The organism is Methylobacterium ajmalii (genome assembly GCF_016613415.1).
GTDB lineage: Bacteria > Pseudomonadota > Alphaproteobacteria > Rhizobiales > Beijerinckiaceae > Methylobacterium > Methylobacterium ajmalii.
On the sequence record NZ_JACWCT010000022.1, the window covers coordinates 51,408 to 67,886 of the forward strand.

The window sequence follows — 16,479 nt, forward strand, 5'->3', positions numbered from 1 at the left end:
CCGCCCGGTGAGTTCTCAGGCGGGCGGGCAGGTCGGGCCCGGTTCCTCGGCCGCCCGTCCGAGGGCCGCGCGGAAGTCCGGCAGGGCGAGGACGTGCAGGAGGTCGCGCAGCAGGCCCGCCCGCTCGGGGCCGAAGGCGGCGTCGAAGCGGCCCTGGACCTCGTCCCACAGCGGGGTCGCCTCGGCGAGCTTGGCGGTGCCGGCCTCGGTCAGCGCCACGCGGCGGGCCCGGCGGTCGTGCGGGTCCGGCACGACGCTGACATAGCCGTCCCGGGTCAGCGGCTTGAGGGTGTGGGCGAGCCCGGAGAGGTCCATCACCATCGCCTCGGCGAGCGTCCCCATGGTCGGGGTGCCGAGTCCGCGGATCGTCGCCAGGAGGCCGAACTGCGTCGCGCGCAGCCCGCAGGGCGCCAGCGCCTCGTCGTAGAGCTGCCCGACGCTGCGCGTCGCCCGGCGCAGGGCCGCGTTGCTGCAGCGGGTCGGCTTGATCGTCACGGGCGGGCCTCCGCATCCCGGTGCCCTGCTGCCGCTCGGGAGCATCCTCGGGTATGCAGCCTGGCGCACGCCGCCGCAATGCACCCGCGCCGAACGTCGCGGGAGTTCGGGGGAAGACGGGGTGACGGGCTCCGCTATATGCAGCGGCCGACGCGGTCGGGCCCCGCCCCGGGCATGACCGCGGAGGCGCCCGGACGGATGGGAGACGGATGACGCAGGGCCCGGACCTCGAAGCGGAGAACGAGCGCCTGCGCGCCGCGCTGGCGACGGCCGAGCGCGAGCGGGACGCGGCCCGGGCGGAGGCGCGGTCGGCCGTGACCTCTCCGGCACGCGGCGTTCCGGCCGGGACTGACCGCCCGGGTGGGTTCCTCGCCGACCCGCGCCTGCGGGCGGCGCTCGGCATCGCCACCGTCGGGGTGATCGTGTTCGACATGGCGGGCCGGGTGCTGGAGGCCAACGACACCTTCCTGGCGATGAGCGGCTACGACCGCGACGATCTCGCCCTGGGCCGTCTCACCGGCGCCACCCTGGTGCCGCCGGAATGGCAGGCGGTGTCCCGCCGCGTCATCGCCGAACTCCAGGCGCGGGGCCGCTCGGACTCGACCGAGCGCGAGTACCTGCGCCGGGACGGCTCGCGGTTCTGGGGCCTATGCGCGGCGACCCGGCTCGACGACGGCAACGGCTTCGAGTTCATCATCGACATCACCGACCGGCGTCGGACCGAGGAGGCGCTGCGGCGCAGCGAGGCGCGCTACCGCACGCTGTTCGAGGCGATCGACGCCGGCTTCTGCGTCATCGCGCTGCAGTTCGGGGCCGACGGCAGGGCCGAGGATTACCGCTTCCTCGAGGTCAACCCCGCCTTCGCCCGCCATACCGGCGTCGACGGGGCGGCCGGGCGGCGGATGCGCGAGCTCGCCCCCAACCACGAGCAGCACTGGTTCGACCTGTACGGCCGGGTGGCGCGGACCGGCGAGTCGGTGCGCTTCATGCAGCCGGCCCAGGCGCTCGGCGACCGCTGGTACGAGGTCCACGCCTTCCGGGTCGATCCGCCGGAGGCCCACCACGTCGCGATCCTGTTCAACGATGTCACCGCCCAGCGCCGGCTCGAGGAGGCGCTTCGCAGCCTCAACGAGACCCTGGAGCGCCAGGTCGCCGTGCGCACCGCCGAGCGCGACCGGATCTGGCAGGTCAGCCGCGACATGCTCGGCGTCGCCGACGCCGCGGGTGTCTGGCTCAGCGTCAACCCGGCCTGGACCGCGACCCTGGGCTGGCAGCCCGAGGAAGTGGTGGGCCGCAGCTCCGCCTGGCTCGAGCACCCGGACGACCAGGACCGGACCCGCGACGAGATCCGGCGCCTGGCCGCCGGCGAGCCGACCCTGTCGTTCGAGAACCGGTTCCGCACCCGGGACGGAAGCTACCGCACCCTGTCGTGGCGGGCGGTGCCGTTCGAGGGCAGCCTGTACTGCGTCGCCCGCGACGTCACCGACCAGCGCGAGCGGGCCCAGCGCCTCGTCCAGGCCGAGGAGGCCCTGCGCCAGTCGCAGAAGATGGAGGCGGTGGGCCAGCTCACCGGGGGCGTCGCCCACGATTTCAACAACCTGCTCACGATCATCCGCTCGTCGGTGGATTTCCTGCGCCGGCCCGAGCTGCCGGAGGCGCGGAAACGCCGCTACCTCGACGCGGTGTCCGACACGGTGGACCGGGCGGCCAAGCTCACCGGCCAGCTCCTCGCCTTCGCCCGCCGCCAGGCCCTGGCGCCCGAGGTGTTCGACGTCGTCGCCCGTCTCCAGGGCGTCGCCGACATGCTCGACACGGTGACGGGCGCGCGCATCCGCGTGGTGACCGAGGGCCCCGACCGGCCCTGCTTCGTGCGCGCGGACCTGAGCCAGTTCGAGACCGCGCTCATCAACATGGCGGTCAACGCCCGCGACGCCATGGAGGGGGAGGGAACCCTCACCCTGGTGGTCGCCTGCGGGGCGGAGAAGCCCGAGATCCGCGGCCACGCCGCCGCCAGGGGCCCGTTCGCGGCGATCTCGCTCACCGATACCGGCACCGGCATGAGCCCGGCGGTGATCGACAAGATCTTCGAGCCGTTCTTCACCACCAAGGAGGTCGGCAAGGGCACGGGTCTCGGCCTGTCGCAGGTGTTCGGCTTCGCCAAGCAGTCGGGCGGCGACGTCGACGTGACGAGCCGGGTGGGGCAGGGCTCCACCTTCATCCTGTACCTGCCGGAGGTGGCCGCCCCGGCCGAGCCCGGGTACGCGGCCCCGGCGGACGAGGGAATGGCGCCGGCCCGGGCCGGGCAGCGGGTGCTCCTCGTCGAGGACAATGTCGGCGTCGGCCGCTTCGCCGCGCAGATCCTCGGCGACCTCGGCTACGTCGCCACCTGGGTCACCAACGCCGAGGCCGCCCTCGACGTGCTCGGCGAGGACGCCGCCTACGACGCGGTGTTCTCCGACGTGGTGATGCCCGGCATGGGCGGCATCGAGCTCGCCAAGACCCTGCGCCGGCGCCATCCGGGCCTGCCGGTACTGCTCACCTCCGGCTACAGCCACGTCCTGGCCCAGGAGGGCTCCCACGGCTTCCCGCTGCTGCACAAGCCCTACTCGGCCGAGCAGCTCTCCAGGATGCTGGCGAGCGCGATCGGGCAGCGGCGGAGTTGACACTCCGGCGCATGGCGGAGGGGTCTGACGGAACCCTGTTCGTCGTCGACTGCGCCGGTCCGCATTGCAACTGCGCCGACAAGGCCACCCTGCATCTGGCCGAACTCGGCGTGCCGGTGAAGGTGATGATCGGTGGCGTCACCGGGTGGGTGGACGAGGGCGTCTCAGTGGTGCGGGCCTGAGCCGCCGCGAATGCCCAAGCCGAATCCAATTTCGGTTGACAATAAACCATATGGTTTAATATAAAACGATATGGTTTATTCATCCGACGCCACGCTCGACGCGCTCTTCCACGCCCTCGCCGATCCGACCCGCCGGACGATCATCCGCATGCTGGCCGAGGGGCCCCGCGGCCTCGGCGAGGTCTCGGCTTCGTTCCCGATCTCGAGCGTGGCCGTGTCGAAGCATGTCAGGACGCTCGAGGCGGCGGGTTTGGTCACGCGTCAGGTGCAAGGGCGCTCGCATTTCTGCCGCCTCGAACCGATGGCCCTGCTGACCGCCCATCGCTGGCTGCAAGCATATGAAGGCTTCTGGACCGAGCGCCTCGACGCCCTGGAGGACCTTCTGGGCGAGATGAAGCGGGAATCCGGCCCGCCCTGACGCCCGCCCCGAACCGGCAACCAACCAGACAGGGAGGACGGACATGGCACACGACATCGTGGTGCGGCGTGATGCCGCGCGGGCGGACCGGACCGGGGCAGGGCCGGATTCCCCCGCGATTCCCGACGATCGCGGCCGCGTCCGGCGCGTCGTGGTCGCCTCCTCCCTTGGGGCCGTCTTCGAGGCCTACGATCTGGTGCTGTTCGGGCCGATGGCCGCCATCATCGCCCGGCAGTTCTTCTCCGGGCTCGACGAAACCTATGCCTATATCTTCACGCTCCTGTCCGCCGCCGTGACCTTCCTGGCGCGGCCGTTCGGAGGCGTGATCTTCGGCCGCCTCGGCGACCTCGTCGGCCGGAAATACACCTTCCTCTTGACGATCGTCATCATGGGCGGCTCGACGGTCGCCATCGGCCTGCTGCCGACCTATGCGGCTATCGGCATGCTCTCGCCGCTGCTCCTGATGAGCCTACGCATCGTGCAGGGCCTCGCCTTCGGGGGCGAGTTCGGCGGGGCTGTGACCTACATCGCCGAGCACGCCTCCGCCGAGCGGCGCGGGCTCGCGACGAGCGCGGTCGGGATCACCATGGCCTGCGGGCTCGTCCTCGCCATCCTGGTGGTGATCGCCTGCGAGACCCTCCTCGGCAAGGCGGCCTTCGAGGAATGGGGCTGGCGGATCCCGTTCCTGCTCTCGGCCGTGCTGATGCTGGTCTCGATCTACATGCGGCTGCGGCTCCAGGAATCGCCGGTCTTCCTGCGGATGCGTCGGGGCGGCGGCGGCTCGTGCGAGCCACTCCGGGAGACCCTGGGGCGGTGGACGAGCCTGCGGACCGTGCTGCTCGTCCTGTTCGGCGCCGCCGCCGGACAGTCGGTCGCCTCCGCCACCGGCTCCTACCCGATCTACCTGCTGATGCTGAACCTGAAGATCGACCCGTTCCTCCTGCACTACACGATCCTCGGCTACAGCACCGGCCTCGTCGCCTGCATGGTCGCAGCCGGCTGGCTCTCGGACCGGGTCGGCCGCAAGCCGGTCATGCTCACCGGATTTATCGGCACGGCCCTCCTGGCCCTGCCGGTCTACGAGGGCGTGACGCGCTACGCCCATCCCGACCTCGCCGCGGCGGTGGCGGAGCACCCGATCACGGTCGCCGCCGATCCGGCCGGATGCCACCGCCCATTCGATCCGTTCGGGATCGCCCGCTTCGACAGCCCGTGCGACATCGCTCGCCGGGCGGTGGCCAAGCTCGGATTCCCCTCCACGACGCGCGACCTGCCCGCCGGCGAGCCCGTCCGGATCACGGTCGGCGCGGCGAGCCTCCCGTCCTTCGACGGCGCCGGTCTCGACAAGGCGGCGCTCGACGCACGGGTGGCGGAACTGGGCAAGGCGCTGGCCGGCGCCGTCGCTGCGGCCGGCTATCCGACCCGGGCCGATCCCGCCAGGACGAACGTCCCGGCGCTGATCGCCCTCCTCAGCCTGCTCAACGCCTTCGTGGCCCTGGCCTCGGCCCCGCTCGCCGCCTGGATGATCGAGCTGTTTCCGACCCGGATCCGGAACACCGCCCTGTCGATTCCCTACACGTTCGGCGGCTGGTTCGGCGGCTTCCTGCCGGCCATCGCCTTCGCGGCCTTCACGGCGACCGGAAACCTCTATGCCGGCCTCTGGTACGCCGTCGCGATCCTGGCCCTCGCTTCCATGGTCTCCGCCCTGTTCCTGCCCGAGACGCGGGGCCGCGCGCTCGACACCATCGCCTGACGGACGGATCCCGATCATCCTGGAAGGAGCCGAGAGCCATGTCCGCAACCATGTCCGACGATACCTCCGACGCCCCGCGGATCGCGATCGCCCTCGTCCGGCAGCTCGATGCCGCCGCCGCTTTGGTCTTCGACGCCTGCACCGATCCGCGCCGGCTCGCCCGCTGGCTGACGCCGGGGGCCGGCGAGGTCCGGGCGGCGAGCGGCGACCTGCGGGTCGGCGGCCGGTTCAGCCTGGAGGGCTGCAACCCGGATGGCGGGGCCTACGCGGTCTCGGGCGAGTATCTGGAGATCGTGCCGGCGCGCCGGATCGTCATGACGTGGCACTATGCCGGCGCCGGCCCCCTCGGCGGTCCGCCCTCGCGGGTCCAGATCGACCTGCGGCCCCTCGGGGCGGACGTCACCGAATTGACCTTGTCGCACACCCGGCTCGACCGGCAGGACGCGGCCGACCGCTACCGCGCGGCCTGGGCGATCTGCCTGGAGCGCCTGCACTGGAGCACGGCGCCGCGGCCGGAGGAGGCGGTGTTCACCCCGCCCCTCGGGGCGATCAGCAACCTCTACGGGGCGCGGCACCGGGCCTTCCAGGAGACGTTCGAGACCGGCGACCTCGCCAACCGGCTGCGCAGCCTCTCGGTGACGCGGGAGCTGAACCCGGCCCAGCGGGTCTTTGTCGAGGGCCGGGACATGGTCTTCGTCACCTCGATCGACCACCGCGGCTTCCCGACCTGCTCGTACAAGGGCGGCGCGCCGGGCTTCGTGCGGGTCGTCGATCCGCGCCGCCTCGAACTGCCGATCTATGACGGCAATGGCATGTATCTCACCGCCGGCAACCTCGCGGCGAATGCCAAGCTCGGGCTGCTGTTCATCGATTTCGAGACGCCGCATCGCCTGCGCCTCCACGGCACGGCGCAGGTCCTGCGGGACGCGCCGTCGCTCGCGCGGCATCCCGAGGCCGAGCTGGTCGTGGCCATCGCGATCGCGGAGGTCTTCGTGAACTGCCCGCGCTACGTCCACCGCTACCGGCGCGAGGCGAACTCGGCCTTCGTGCCCGGGCAGGATCGGGCGGGCGCCGTGCCGGCCTGGAAGCGTATCGACGTGTTCGGGGATGTCCTGCCCGGCCGCGACCGGGCCGCGCTCGGGGCGGACGATGTCGGATCGCTGACCCTGGACGAGTACCGCGCCCTGCTGAGGCGAGGGGAGACGTGATGTCGTGCCCGAGCGAGATGGACCGGAGGCTTTGCGCCTCCGGTCCATCTCAAGTTCACACTGCCGCGAAAGCCCGCAGCACCGCGTCGGCCGCCTCGCGGGTCGTGGCCGTGCCCTTGAGGTCGCGGGTGCGCGACGCCGGCTCGCGGAGCGCCGTCTCGATCGCCGCCACGATGGCGTTCGCCGCGTCCACCTCGCCGAGATGTTCCAGCATCATCGCGGCGGTCCAGATCTGGCCGACCGGGTTGGCGATGCCTTTGCCCGCGATGTCCGGCGCCGAGCCGTGGACCGGCTCGAACAGCGAGGGGAAGCGCCCCTCCGGGTTGATGTTGGCCGAGGGCGCGATGCCGATCGTGCCGGTGCAGGCGGGCCCGAGATCCGACAGGATGTCGCCGAAGAGGTTGGACCCCACCACCACGTCGAACCGGTCCGGGTTCAGCACGAAATGCGCGGTGAGGATGTCGATGTGGTACTTGTCGCGACGCACGTCGGGATAGCGCTCGCCCATCGCCTCGACCCGCTGGTCCCAGTACGGCATCGTGATGGCGATGCCGTTCGACTTGGTGGCCGAGGTCAGGTGCTTCTTGGGCCGCGACTGCGCCAGGTCGAAGGCGAATTTCAGGATCCGGTCGACGCCGTGACGGCTCATCACCGTCTCCTGGATCACGATCTCCCGCTCGGTGCCCGGATACATCGTGCCGCCGACCGACGAATACTCGCCCTCGGTGTTCTCGCGCACGACGTAGAAGTCGATGTCGCCGGGCTCGCGGCCGGCGAGCGGGCAGGGCACGCCCGGCATCAGCCGGACGGGGCGCAGATTGACGTACTGGTCGAACTCGCGCCGGAACTGCAGGAGCGAGCCCCAGAGCGAGACGTGGTCCGGCACGGTGGCCGGCCAGCCGACGGCGCCGAAGAAGATCGCATCGGTCGGCGTCAGGACTTCCTTCCAGTTCGCCGGCAGCATCGTGCCGTGCTCGGCGTAGTAGTCGCAGGAGCCGAAGGCGTGGTGCTCGAGGTCGAGGCGAAAGCCGAACCTCTCCGCGGCGGCCTCGAGGAGGCGGACGCCCTCGGGCACGACTTCCTTGCCGATGCCGTCGCCGGGGATGACCGCGATGCGGTAGGGCTGAGTCTTGGTCGTCATGGCGAAACGTCCTCTCACGCCAGCGCGGCGCGCACGTCGGCGACGTCGAGGACGTCGTTCAGCGTCTGCTCGAAGCGGGCGAGCAGGGTGTCGATGTCCTCGTCCGTGCAGCAGAGCGGCGGCGCGAAGCCGACGATGTCGTCGGCGAAGGCGCGGAAGATCACGCCGTTCCTGTAGCCGAACCGGGCGAGGTGGCCCGAGATGCCGAGATCGGCCGAGGGCTTGGTGCGCTTCTCCTTGTTCGTGACGAGCTCGACGCCGGCGAGCAGGCCCCGCACCCGCACGTCGCCGACGAGGGGATGGTCGGCGAGGCGCTCGAGGCCCGCGGTGAAGCGCTCGCCCGCCCGGCGGCCGTTCTCCAGGATGCCGCCTTCGGTGTAGAGCCGCAGCACTTCGAGCCCGACTGCGGCGCTGACCGGATGGGCCGAGTAGGTGAAGCCGTGACCGATCGGCTTGCCGGCCGGGGCCCCGTCGGCGATGGCGCGGTAGATCCGGTCCGACATCAGCACCGCGCCCATCGGGCTGTAGCCCGAGGTCAGGCCCTTGGCGGTGGTCATCAGGTCCGGCACCACGCCGTCATGCTCGCAGCCGAAGAGCGGGCCGGTGCGGCCGAAGCCGGTGATGACCTCGTCGGCGACGAACAGGATGTCGAGCTCGCGCGCGGCCTCCCGCATCGCCTTCAGCCAGCCGTCCGGCGGCACGATCACGCCGCCCGAGCCCTGGACCGGCTCGGCGAAGAACGCCGCCACGTTGTCCGCGCCCAGCTCCTCGACCTTGGCCTTCAGCGCCGCGACCGATGAGGCGATCACCGCCGCGTCGTCGTCGCCGGCCGGGTTGCGGTAGGGATAGGGCGAGGGAATGTGGTGCTGGAGCGTGGTCGGCGCGTCGAAGCCGTCGTGGAAGGCGGGAATCGCGGTCAGCCCGGCGCCGACGGTCGAGGAGCCGTGATAGCCCCGCTCCAGGGCGATCATGTGCTTCTTCGTCGGCCGCCCGGTCACGTTGTAGTAGTAGCGGATGAACCGCACCGCCGAATCGACCGCGTCCGAGCCGCCGAGCGTGAAGTAGACGTGGTTGAGGTCGCCCGGCGCCAGTTCGGCGAGGCGCGCGGCCAGCCGGATCGCCGGCTCGCTCGAGAAGTGGAAGTAGCCGGTGGCGTAGGGCAGCCGGCGCATCTGCTCGGCCGCGACTTCCACGATCGACTCGTGGCCGTAGCCGACATTGACGCACCACAGGCCCGAGAAGCCGTCGAGCAGGGTGTGGCCTTCCGCGTCGGTGAGCGTCGCGCCCTGGGCCGATTGCAGCACCGTGGCGCCGCGCGCCTCGTGGCCCTTCCACGAGATCACCGGGTGGATGAGGTGGTCGCGGTCGAGCTCGATCAAGGAATTGGGGCGCATGGCTCAGAGGCTCCGGGGCGGCGTGAGTTGCAGGATGCCCGGGGGGCCGCGGGATTTTTTGCCGAGATGGGCGGGCGGCACCGCGCGGGGAGCGGGTTTGGACGGGGCGGGGCGGCAGAATCGATGGGGGGAGGGATCTGGTGAACAGCCCGGGCGTGTGATGCGCGACTGACCGTCAGGACCGCGGGTCTCCCCCTCTCCCCGCGGGCGGGGAGGGTCTTCACCCCCCTTGTCGGGGTGAAGGGAGCCCGCAGGGCGAAGGTGAGGCCGGGGAAGTCTCCCTCGTCGAGACCCCCTCACCCTCGCTCCGGCTTCGCCTGCGCTTGTCGCTTGCACGACAAGGTGCAAGCGACCCTCTCCCCGCCCGCGGGGAGAGGGGGAGACCCGCGCTTGCTTTGTCTTGGGACAGATCGCCTTCTGCGAAGAAGGCGCGCTACGCCGCCGCCCCGCGCCCGGCGCACACCTCGTCGAGCCACCCGGTCCGCAATTCCGGCACCGAGGACAGGAGCAGCCGCGTATAGGGCTCCTTCGGATCGGCGAGCAGCGCCTCGGTCGGGCCGGCCTCGACCACGCGGCCGTGCTGGAGAACCATGACGGCGTCGCTGATCGAGCGGATCACCCCGAGGTCGTGGCTGATGAAGACGTAGGCCACGTTGAGGTCGCGCTGGATCTCGACCAGGAGGTCGAGCACCGCCTCGCCGACGACGGTGTCCAGCGCCGAGGTCACCTCGTCGCACAGGATCACGTCGGGCTCGGCGGCGAGCGCGCGGGCGAGGTTGATGCGTTGCTTCTGGCCGCCGGAGAGCTCGCCCGGTCGCCGCTCGGCGACGCTGCGGGGCAGGCGGACCTGGTCGAGGAGCTGCATCAGCCGCTGGCGGCGGGCCGCGGCGCCGAGGCGGTGGTAGAAGGCCAGCGGCCGCTCCAGGATCTGGGCGATGCTCTGGGCCGGGTTCAGCACCGTGTCGGCGTTCTGGAACACGATCTGGATCCGCCGCAGGGTCTCGCGGTCGCGCCGGTCGAGCGCCGGGGCCAGGACCTTGCCGTCGAGCCGGACCTCGCCGCGGGCGGCCGGCACGATGCCGGAGACGACGCGCGCCAGCGTGCTCTTGCCCGAGCCCGATTCGCCGATGATCCCCAGGGTCTCGCCGCGGCGCAGCGAGAAGCCGACGTCGTGCAGGATCTTGACCCGCGGCAGGCCGTCGGCCCCGGCCGGGCCGTAGCCGGCGGTGATGCCGGTGGCGGCCAGCACCGGGGCCTCGCCGGTCTCTGGAGCAGCCTCCGCGCCCTTGCGCTTGACCGGGGAGGCGGCCGCGATGAGCTGGCGGGTATAGGGGTGGGCCGGCGCGCTCACCATCTGCTCGACGGCGCCGATCTCGGCGAGGCGCCCGTGGCGCAGGACCGCGATCCGGTCGGCGATCTGGGCCACCACCGCGAGGTCGTGGCTGACGTAGATGCCGGTGATGCCGCGCTCGCGGATCGCTGCCTTGAACGAGACCAGCACCTCGATCTGGGTCGTGACGTCGAGCGCCGTGGTCGGCTCGTCGAAGATCACGAGGTCTGGATCGTTGAGGAGCGCCATGGCGGCGAGCAGCCGCTGGAGCTGCCCGCCCGAGACCTGGTGGGGGTAGCGGTCGCCGATCGTGTCCGGGTTCGGCAGGGCGAGCTCGGCAAACAGGGTCTTGGCCTTGGCGGTGGCGGCCTCCGCCGTGAGCGAGCCGTGGATCAGCGCGCTCTCGATCACCTGCGCCATGATGGTGCGGGCGGGGTTGAACGAGGCCGCGGCCGACTGGGCGATGTAGGCGATGCGGTTGCCACGGAGTGCCCGCAGCTCGGAGGGCGACGAGGCCAGGACCTGCGTCCCGAACACGTCGACGCTGCCGCCGCGGATGGCGCAGCCCTTGCGGGCATAGCCCATCATGGCGAGCGCGATCGTGGTCTTGCCCGAGCCCGATTCGCCGATCAGCGCCAGGACCTCGCCGCGGGCGATCTCGAACCCGACCTCGTGGACGATCGTCGTCTCGCGGCCGTCCTCGGCCTTGGCCGCGACCTTCAGGGCCTCGACCCGGACGGTGCCGCTCTTGTGCGCGTGCGCCATGATCAGCGCCCTCCCGCTCTCGCCCGGCCGGGCAGGTTGTCGACCAGGAGGTTCACCCCGATGGTCAGGATCGCGATGGCGATGGCCGGCATCACCACCGCCGGGGCGCCGTAGCTCAGGCCCGCCACGTTCTCGCGCACCAGCGAGCCCCAATCGGCGTAGGGCGGCTGCACGCCGAGCCCGAGGAACGACAGGCTCGAGAGCAGCAGCACCACGAAGACGAAGCGCAGGCCGAAATCGGTGGCGAGCGGCCCGACCATGTTGGGCATCACCTCGCGCAGCATGATGTAGCCGCGGCCCTCGCCGCGGGCCTTCGCGGCGAGCACGAAATCCTCGGCCGCGATGTTGACGGCGAGCGCCCGGGTGATCCGGTAGCAGCCCGGCACGTAGATGAACGCCATGGTCAGCACCAGGATCGGCAGCGACGAGCCGAGGCCGGCGATCAGCACCAGCGCCAGCATCTTCGAGGGGATCGAGGTCAGCGCGTCGAGGAGCCGGCTGAGCGCGCTGTCGGTCCAGCCGCCGACCACCGCGGCGAACAGGCCGAGCCCGATGCCGGCGGTGCAGGCGAGCGCGGTGGCGAGCGCCGCGATGCCGACCGTGTAGCGGGCGCCGAGCAGGATCCGGCTCAGCATGTCGCGGCCGAGATAGTCGGTGCCGAGGGGGAAGGCGGGGCTCATCGGCCCGAACACGTCGGTGTCGACGATCGCGCCGGCATCGTGGGGGCTCAGCGCCTGACCCAAGATGGCCATCGCGATGCCGGCCAGCACGATGCCGGCGCCCAGGCACGCCGTGGGGGAGAGCCGCAGGCGCAGCCGCGGGGCCGCCGGGGCGATCTCCGGCACGGTCTCGCCGAGGCCAAGGTTCTGGTCACGCATGGCGCAGCCTCGGGTTGGACAGGATGGCGACGATGTCGGCGGTGGTCACCAGCAGCAGGTAGACGGCGCAGAACACGATGGCGCAGGCCTGCACCACCGGCATGTCGCGCATCGACACGCTGTCGACCATCAGCTTGGCGATGCCCGGATAGTTGAAGATCGTCTCGACGATGATGACGCCGCCGAGCAGGTAGGACAGGCTGAGCGCGACCGCGTTGGCGATGGCGCCGACCGTGTTCGGCAGGACGTGGCGCAGGACCACCCGGGCCGGGCTCGCGCCCTTGAGCGCCGCCATCTCGACGTAGGGCGCCTTCATCGCCTCGATCACGGCGGCGCGGGTCATCCGCACCATCTGGGTGATCACCACGAAGGACAGGCTCATCACCGGCATCGCCACGGCGCGCAGGAATTCCAGCGGGGTGGCCGAGCGCGGCACGAAGGAGAGGGCGGGCAGCCAGTGCAGGTGGACGGCGAAGACCAGCACCGCCAGGGTGGCGACCAGGAATTCGGGCACCGACACCGCCGCGATCGTCAGGATGCCGACCGCCCGGTCGTAGGCCGAGCCGCGCCAGACCGCCGCCGTGATGCCGAGGGTCAGCGCCACCGGCACCGAGATCGCCGTCACGATGCCGGCGAGGATGAGCGAGCTCGACAGCCGGGCCCAGATCAGGTCGCCGACCGGCTGGCGGCTGACCAGCGAGGTGCCGGCATTGCCGGTGAGAAGGCCGCCGAGCCAGGTGGCGAAGCGCTGGAGCGCCGGGGCGTCGAGGCCGAGCGCCTGGCGCAGGCCCGCCACCGCCTCCGGGGTCGCGCTCTGGCCCAGGATCGCCTGGGCGACGTCGCCCGGCAGGAGCTGGGTCGCCCCGAACACGACCACCGAGACGAAGAGCAGCGTCGCGGCGGCGACGAGCACGCGGCCCGCGATCATCGTCAACATGCGGCGGCTCATGCGCCCTCCCTGATCCTTGGATGGCCGGCCCTCCCGGGCGGGCTTGTCGTTGCAGGTTTCGGTGCAGGTTCGGCGCCGCGGGACCGCGACGCCGCGCGGCCGGCGCCCCCGACGCGCCGCGCCCCCGGGGCTGGGCCTGGGAGGATGCGGGGGACGGGGACGTGCCCCGTCCCCGCGCGGCGAGAGATCAGGCGTCGAGCCAGGCGTACTCGCCGAAGGTGTAGCCCATCAGGCCGCCGGTCGGGATCGGGTGCAGGCCCTTGATCTTGCTGGAGTAGCAATCGATGTTGCTGATGAAGGCCGGGATGCCGATGCCGGCCTCGTCGTGCACCAGCACCTGCGCGTCGTGGTACATCTGCTTGCGCTTGGCCTCGTCGCGCTCGGCCCGGGCGGCGACGATGAGCTGGTCGAACTTCTCGTTCTTCCAGCGCGACTCGTTCCAGGCCGCATCCGACTTGAAGAACAGGCTGAACAGCAGGTCGGCGGTCGGGCGCGGGTTGATGTTGCCGAAGCAGAACGGGCTCTTCATCCAGTAGTTCGACCAGTAGCCGTCCGACGGCACCCGCTGGACGTCGATGTTGAGGCCGAGCTTCTTGGCGTCCTGCTGCATCAGCACCGCCATCTCGACCGAGGCGTCGGCCGCCGGCGAGGCGACGAGCGGGATGGTCGAGCCGAGCACCCCGGCCTTGTTGAAGTGGAACTTGGCCTTCTCGGGGTCGTAGGGCCGCTGCGGGATGTCGGCGGCGTGGTAGCGGTTCGAGGACGGGATCGGGTGATCGTTGGCGACCTCGGCGTAGCCGCGGAAGACCGCGCTGCGCATCTGGGTGCGGTTGAGCAGGTACTTCATGCCGAGCACGAAGTCCGGGTTGGCGCCCGGGCCCTCGTCGAGGCGGGCGATCAGGTTGGTGTAGAGGCCGGCCTTGGTCTCCAGCACGCCGAAGCCGCCCATGCTCTCGATCACCCGCAGCGAGCGCGGGTTGATCACCGCGGCGATCTGCACGTCGCCGGACATGAGGGCGTTCACCCGCGACTGCTCGTCGGGCAGGCCGAAGAACTCGATGCTGTCGAGGAACGGGCCGGGCTGGCGCCAGTAGTCGCCGTTGCGCACCGCCATCGTGCGTACGCCCGGGGTGAACTCCTTGCACTTGAACGGGCCGGTGCCGATGCCCTTCGAGAAGTCGGTCGTGCCGGCCTGGACGATGTGGAAGTGGGCGGTGCCGAGGATGGTCGGCCAGTCGGCGTTGGCGCCGCTGAGCACGATGCGCACCTCGTTCGGGCCCGCGGCCTCGATCGCGGTCATCTGCTTGGCCAGCGTGTTGGCCTTGGAGCCGACCGCCGGGTCGAGGTGGCGCTTGAGCGAGAAGACCACGTCCTCCACCGTCAGCGCCTTGCCGTCGTGGAAGGTCACGCCCTTGCGGATCTTGAAGGTCCAGGTCTTGGCGTCGGGGCTGTCGTAGCTCTCGGCCAGCTCCGGGCCCGGGGCGCCGGTCTGGTCGATGCGGACGAGCTTGTTGTAGAAGAAGTTGCAGCGGACGTAGTCGCTCGCGTTCGACTGCTTGGCCGGGTCGAGCGTGTCGGAGGTCGAGCTGGTATAGGTGCAGACCCGGATGTTGCCGCCGCGCTTCGGCGTCTGGGCCAGCGCCTTCGTGGCGCTGCCGAACACCGTGCCGCCGGCGAGAACGCCCATGCCGGCCGAGCCGAGCAGGCCCAGGATGTCGCGCCGCGACGCTCCCCGGCGCAGGCCGTCGAGGACGCGGCCGCGGTCGGCGGGGCTCATGGTCTCAAAGGCGTCTGCGTCCAGCTGCGACATCGTCTTCCCCTCGGGCCTGGCTTGGCGGTGGCGTTGTCTGGCGGCGCCGTCCGTTTCGCGGTGCGATGGCGCCATGCTGCACCGCCGAAATTTTGGGCATGATCCGTTCGGCACAAACAATCAGCACCATCTTCGTAGGATTGTCAACAATCTGAATCGTTCGCGGCCGCTGCTTCCGGCGACACGGGCCGGACCCGGGCTCTCGCCGCGATCCGACCGTGCCTTCATGCCGTCCGGAGCGCCTCCGGCGGCAGCTTCTGCGGTACCGCTCCCCGCCTTCGACCGGGGCGCCGCGGCGCTCCGGCGGTATGATTCGGGCAGTCCGCCGATCCGCGAGAGCCCGATGTCCGACGCCGCCGCCCTCCTGTCCGCCCTCGTGGCGATCCCCTCGGTGTGCCGCATGCCGAACGGCGCGATCGTCGCGCTGGTGCGCGACCACCTCGCCCGCCACGGCGTCGAGGCGGCGGTCCTGCCGGGGCCGGAGGGCGACCGGGCCAACCTGTTCGCGACGATCGGCCCGCGCGACGTGCCGGGGATCGTCCTGTCGGGCCATCTCGATGTGGTGCCGGCGGGCGAGGGCTGGACCGGCGACCCCTTCGCCCTGCGGCAGGCCGGCGACCGCCTGGTCGGGCGCGGCGCCGTCGACATGAAGGGCTTCGTCGCCTGCCTGCTGGCGCTCGTGCCCGAGATGGTGCGTGCGCCGCTCGCCCGGCCGATCCACCTCGCCCTGTCCTACGACGAGGAGGTCGGCTGCGTCGGCGTGCGCCACATGATCGCCCGGCTGCCCGAGCTCTGCGCCACCCCCACCGCCTGCCTCGTCGGCGAGCCCTCGGAGATGCGCCCGGTCCTGCGCCACAAGGGCAAGGTGGCCGGCCGCCTCACGGTGCGGGGGCGCGCCGGCCATTCCTCGCGGCCGGATCTCGCCGACAACGCCGTGCACCTCGCCGCCGACCTCGTCGGGCTGGTGCGCGGCCTGCACGAGGATTTCGTCGCGCGGGGCCCGTTCCACGATATGTTCACGCCGGCCTCCTCGACCCTGCAGGTCGGGGTCATCGCCGGCGGCACCGGCGTCAACGTCGTGCCCGATACCTGCCGGATCGACTGGGAGGCCCGCGCGGTGCCGGGCACCGACCCGATGACGATCCACGACGCCCTCCTCGCCCGGGTCGCCGGCCTGGTCGACCCCCTGCGGGCGGCCGGCCGCGAGGTCGCGGTCGAGAGCGAGGTGTTGTCGGCCTATCCCGCCCTCGATCTGCCCGACGACGCGCCGTTGCGGAGCCTCGCCGAGGCGTGGTCGGGCCACGCCGCCCTCGGGGCGGTGAGCTACGGCACCGAGGCCGGCCTGTTCCAGGCCGCCGGCATCCCGTCGATCATCTGCGGGCCCGGCCGCATCGCCGAGGCGCACCGGCCGGACGAATCGATCGGGCTTGCCGACCTCGACGAATGCTGTGCGATGCTGCGCCGCGTCATCGCGCAACAGAGTTGAGGCCAGG

At 71.5% G+C, this 16,479-nt stretch carries 12 protein-coding genes and 1 pseudogene; 6 read left to right on the forward strand and 7 right to left on the reverse strand.

Annotation, left to right across the window (positions count from 1 at the left end; translation table 11 throughout):
• Window positions 1–15: 15 nt before the first annotated feature.
• Window positions 16–495, reverse strand: a complete 480-nt coding sequence (locus HPY23_RS03835; RefSeq protein ID WP_244537478.1) for a MarR family winged helix-turn-helix transcriptional regulator — start codon at window positions 493–495, stop codon at window positions 16–18.
• A 209-nt stretch (window positions 496–704) separates the two neighbouring features.
• Here HPY23_RS03835 and HPY23_RS03840 point away from each other — a divergent pair, with 209 nt between their 5' ends.
• The 5 genes and pseudogenes from HPY23_RS03840 to HPY23_RS03860 all read left to right on the forward strand — a co-directional run bounded on the left by HPY23_RS03840 (window position 705) and on the right by HPY23_RS03860 (window position 6,719).
• On the forward strand, window positions 705–3,158 hold the full coding sequence (locus tag HPY23_RS03840; protein ID WP_091881728.1) for a hybrid sensor histidine kinase/response regulator: 2,454 nt from the start codon (window positions 705–707) through the stop codon (window positions 3,156–3,158).
• A pseudogene (locus HPY23_RS03845) lies at window positions 3,152–3,340 on the forward strand (rhodanese-like domain-containing protein); the annotation flags it as partial. The gene HPY23_RS03840 and the pseudogene HPY23_RS03845, both read left to right, overlap by 7 nt.
• A gap of 70 nt (window positions 3,341–3,410) precedes the next feature.
• Complete coding sequence (locus HPY23_RS03850; RefSeq protein WP_091881734.1) at window positions 3,411–3,758, forward strand: ArsR/SmtB family transcription factor; 348 nt, start codon at window positions 3,411–3,413, stop codon at window positions 3,756–3,758.
• Between the two features lie 43 nt (window positions 3,759–3,801).
• Window positions 3,802–5,511 (forward strand): MFS transporter, encoded by a 1,710-nt coding sequence (locus HPY23_RS03855; RefSeq protein ID WP_091881737.1) that lies wholly within the window; start codon window positions 3,802–3,804, stop codon window positions 5,509–5,511.
• 38 nt (window positions 5,512–5,549) lie between these two features.
• Window positions 5,550–6,719 carry an SRPBCC domain-containing protein gene (locus tag HPY23_RS03860; protein ID WP_236012560.1) on the forward strand — a complete coding sequence of 390 codons (1,170 nt, stop codon included), beginning with the start codon at window positions 5,550–5,552 and terminating at the stop codon, window positions 6,717–6,719.
• 55 nt (window positions 6,720–6,774) lie between these two features.
• On the opposite strand, the gene HPY23_RS03865 is transcribed toward HPY23_RS03860, so the two are convergent.
• From HPY23_RS03865 to HPY23_RS03890, 6 genes are all read right to left on the reverse strand, one after another.
• Window positions 6,775–7,860, reverse strand: coding sequence for a tartrate dehydrogenase (locus HPY23_RS03865; RefSeq protein ID WP_091881740.1), 1,086 nt, complete (start codon window positions 7,858–7,860; stop codon window positions 6,775–6,777).
• A gap of 14 nt (window positions 7,861–7,874) precedes the next feature.
• Window positions 7,875–9,254, reverse strand: coding sequence for an aspartate aminotransferase family protein (locus HPY23_RS03870; protein WP_091881744.1), 1,380 nt, complete (start codon window positions 9,252–9,254; stop codon window positions 7,875–7,877).
• A gap of 433 nt (window positions 9,255–9,687) precedes the next feature.
• A complete protein-coding gene (locus tag HPY23_RS03875) occupies window positions 9,688–11,349 on the reverse strand; it encodes an ABC transporter ATP-binding protein (RefSeq protein ID WP_091881747.1) in 1,662 nt (553 codons plus the stop codon).
• Between the two features lie 2 nt (window positions 11,350–11,351).
• Window positions 11,352–12,227 carry an ABC transporter permease gene (locus HPY23_RS03880; protein WP_082742491.1) on the reverse strand — a complete coding sequence of 292 codons (876 nt, stop codon included), beginning with the start codon at window positions 12,225–12,227 and terminating at the stop codon, window positions 11,352–11,354.
• Window positions 12,220–13,176, reverse strand: coding sequence for an ABC transporter permease (locus HPY23_RS03885; RefSeq protein WP_060847043.1), 957 nt, complete (start codon window positions 13,174–13,176; stop codon window positions 12,220–12,222). The genes HPY23_RS03880 and HPY23_RS03885 overlap by 8 nt, the downstream gene beginning before the upstream one ends.
• Window positions 13,177–13,363: 187 nt before the next feature.
• A complete protein-coding gene (locus HPY23_RS03890; protein WP_091881750.1) occupies window positions 13,364–14,986 on the reverse strand; it encodes an ABC transporter substrate-binding protein in 1,623 nt (540 codons plus the stop codon).
• Window positions 14,987–15,329: 343 nt separating this feature from the next.
• Between HPY23_RS03890 and argE the strand changes: the two genes are divergently transcribed.
• On the forward strand, window positions 15,330–16,472 hold the full coding sequence (gene argE, locus HPY23_RS03895; protein ID WP_091881753.1) for an acetylornithine deacetylase: 1,143 nt from the start codon (window positions 15,330–15,332) through the stop codon (window positions 16,470–16,472).
• Window positions 16,473–16,479 lie beyond the last annotated feature (7 nt).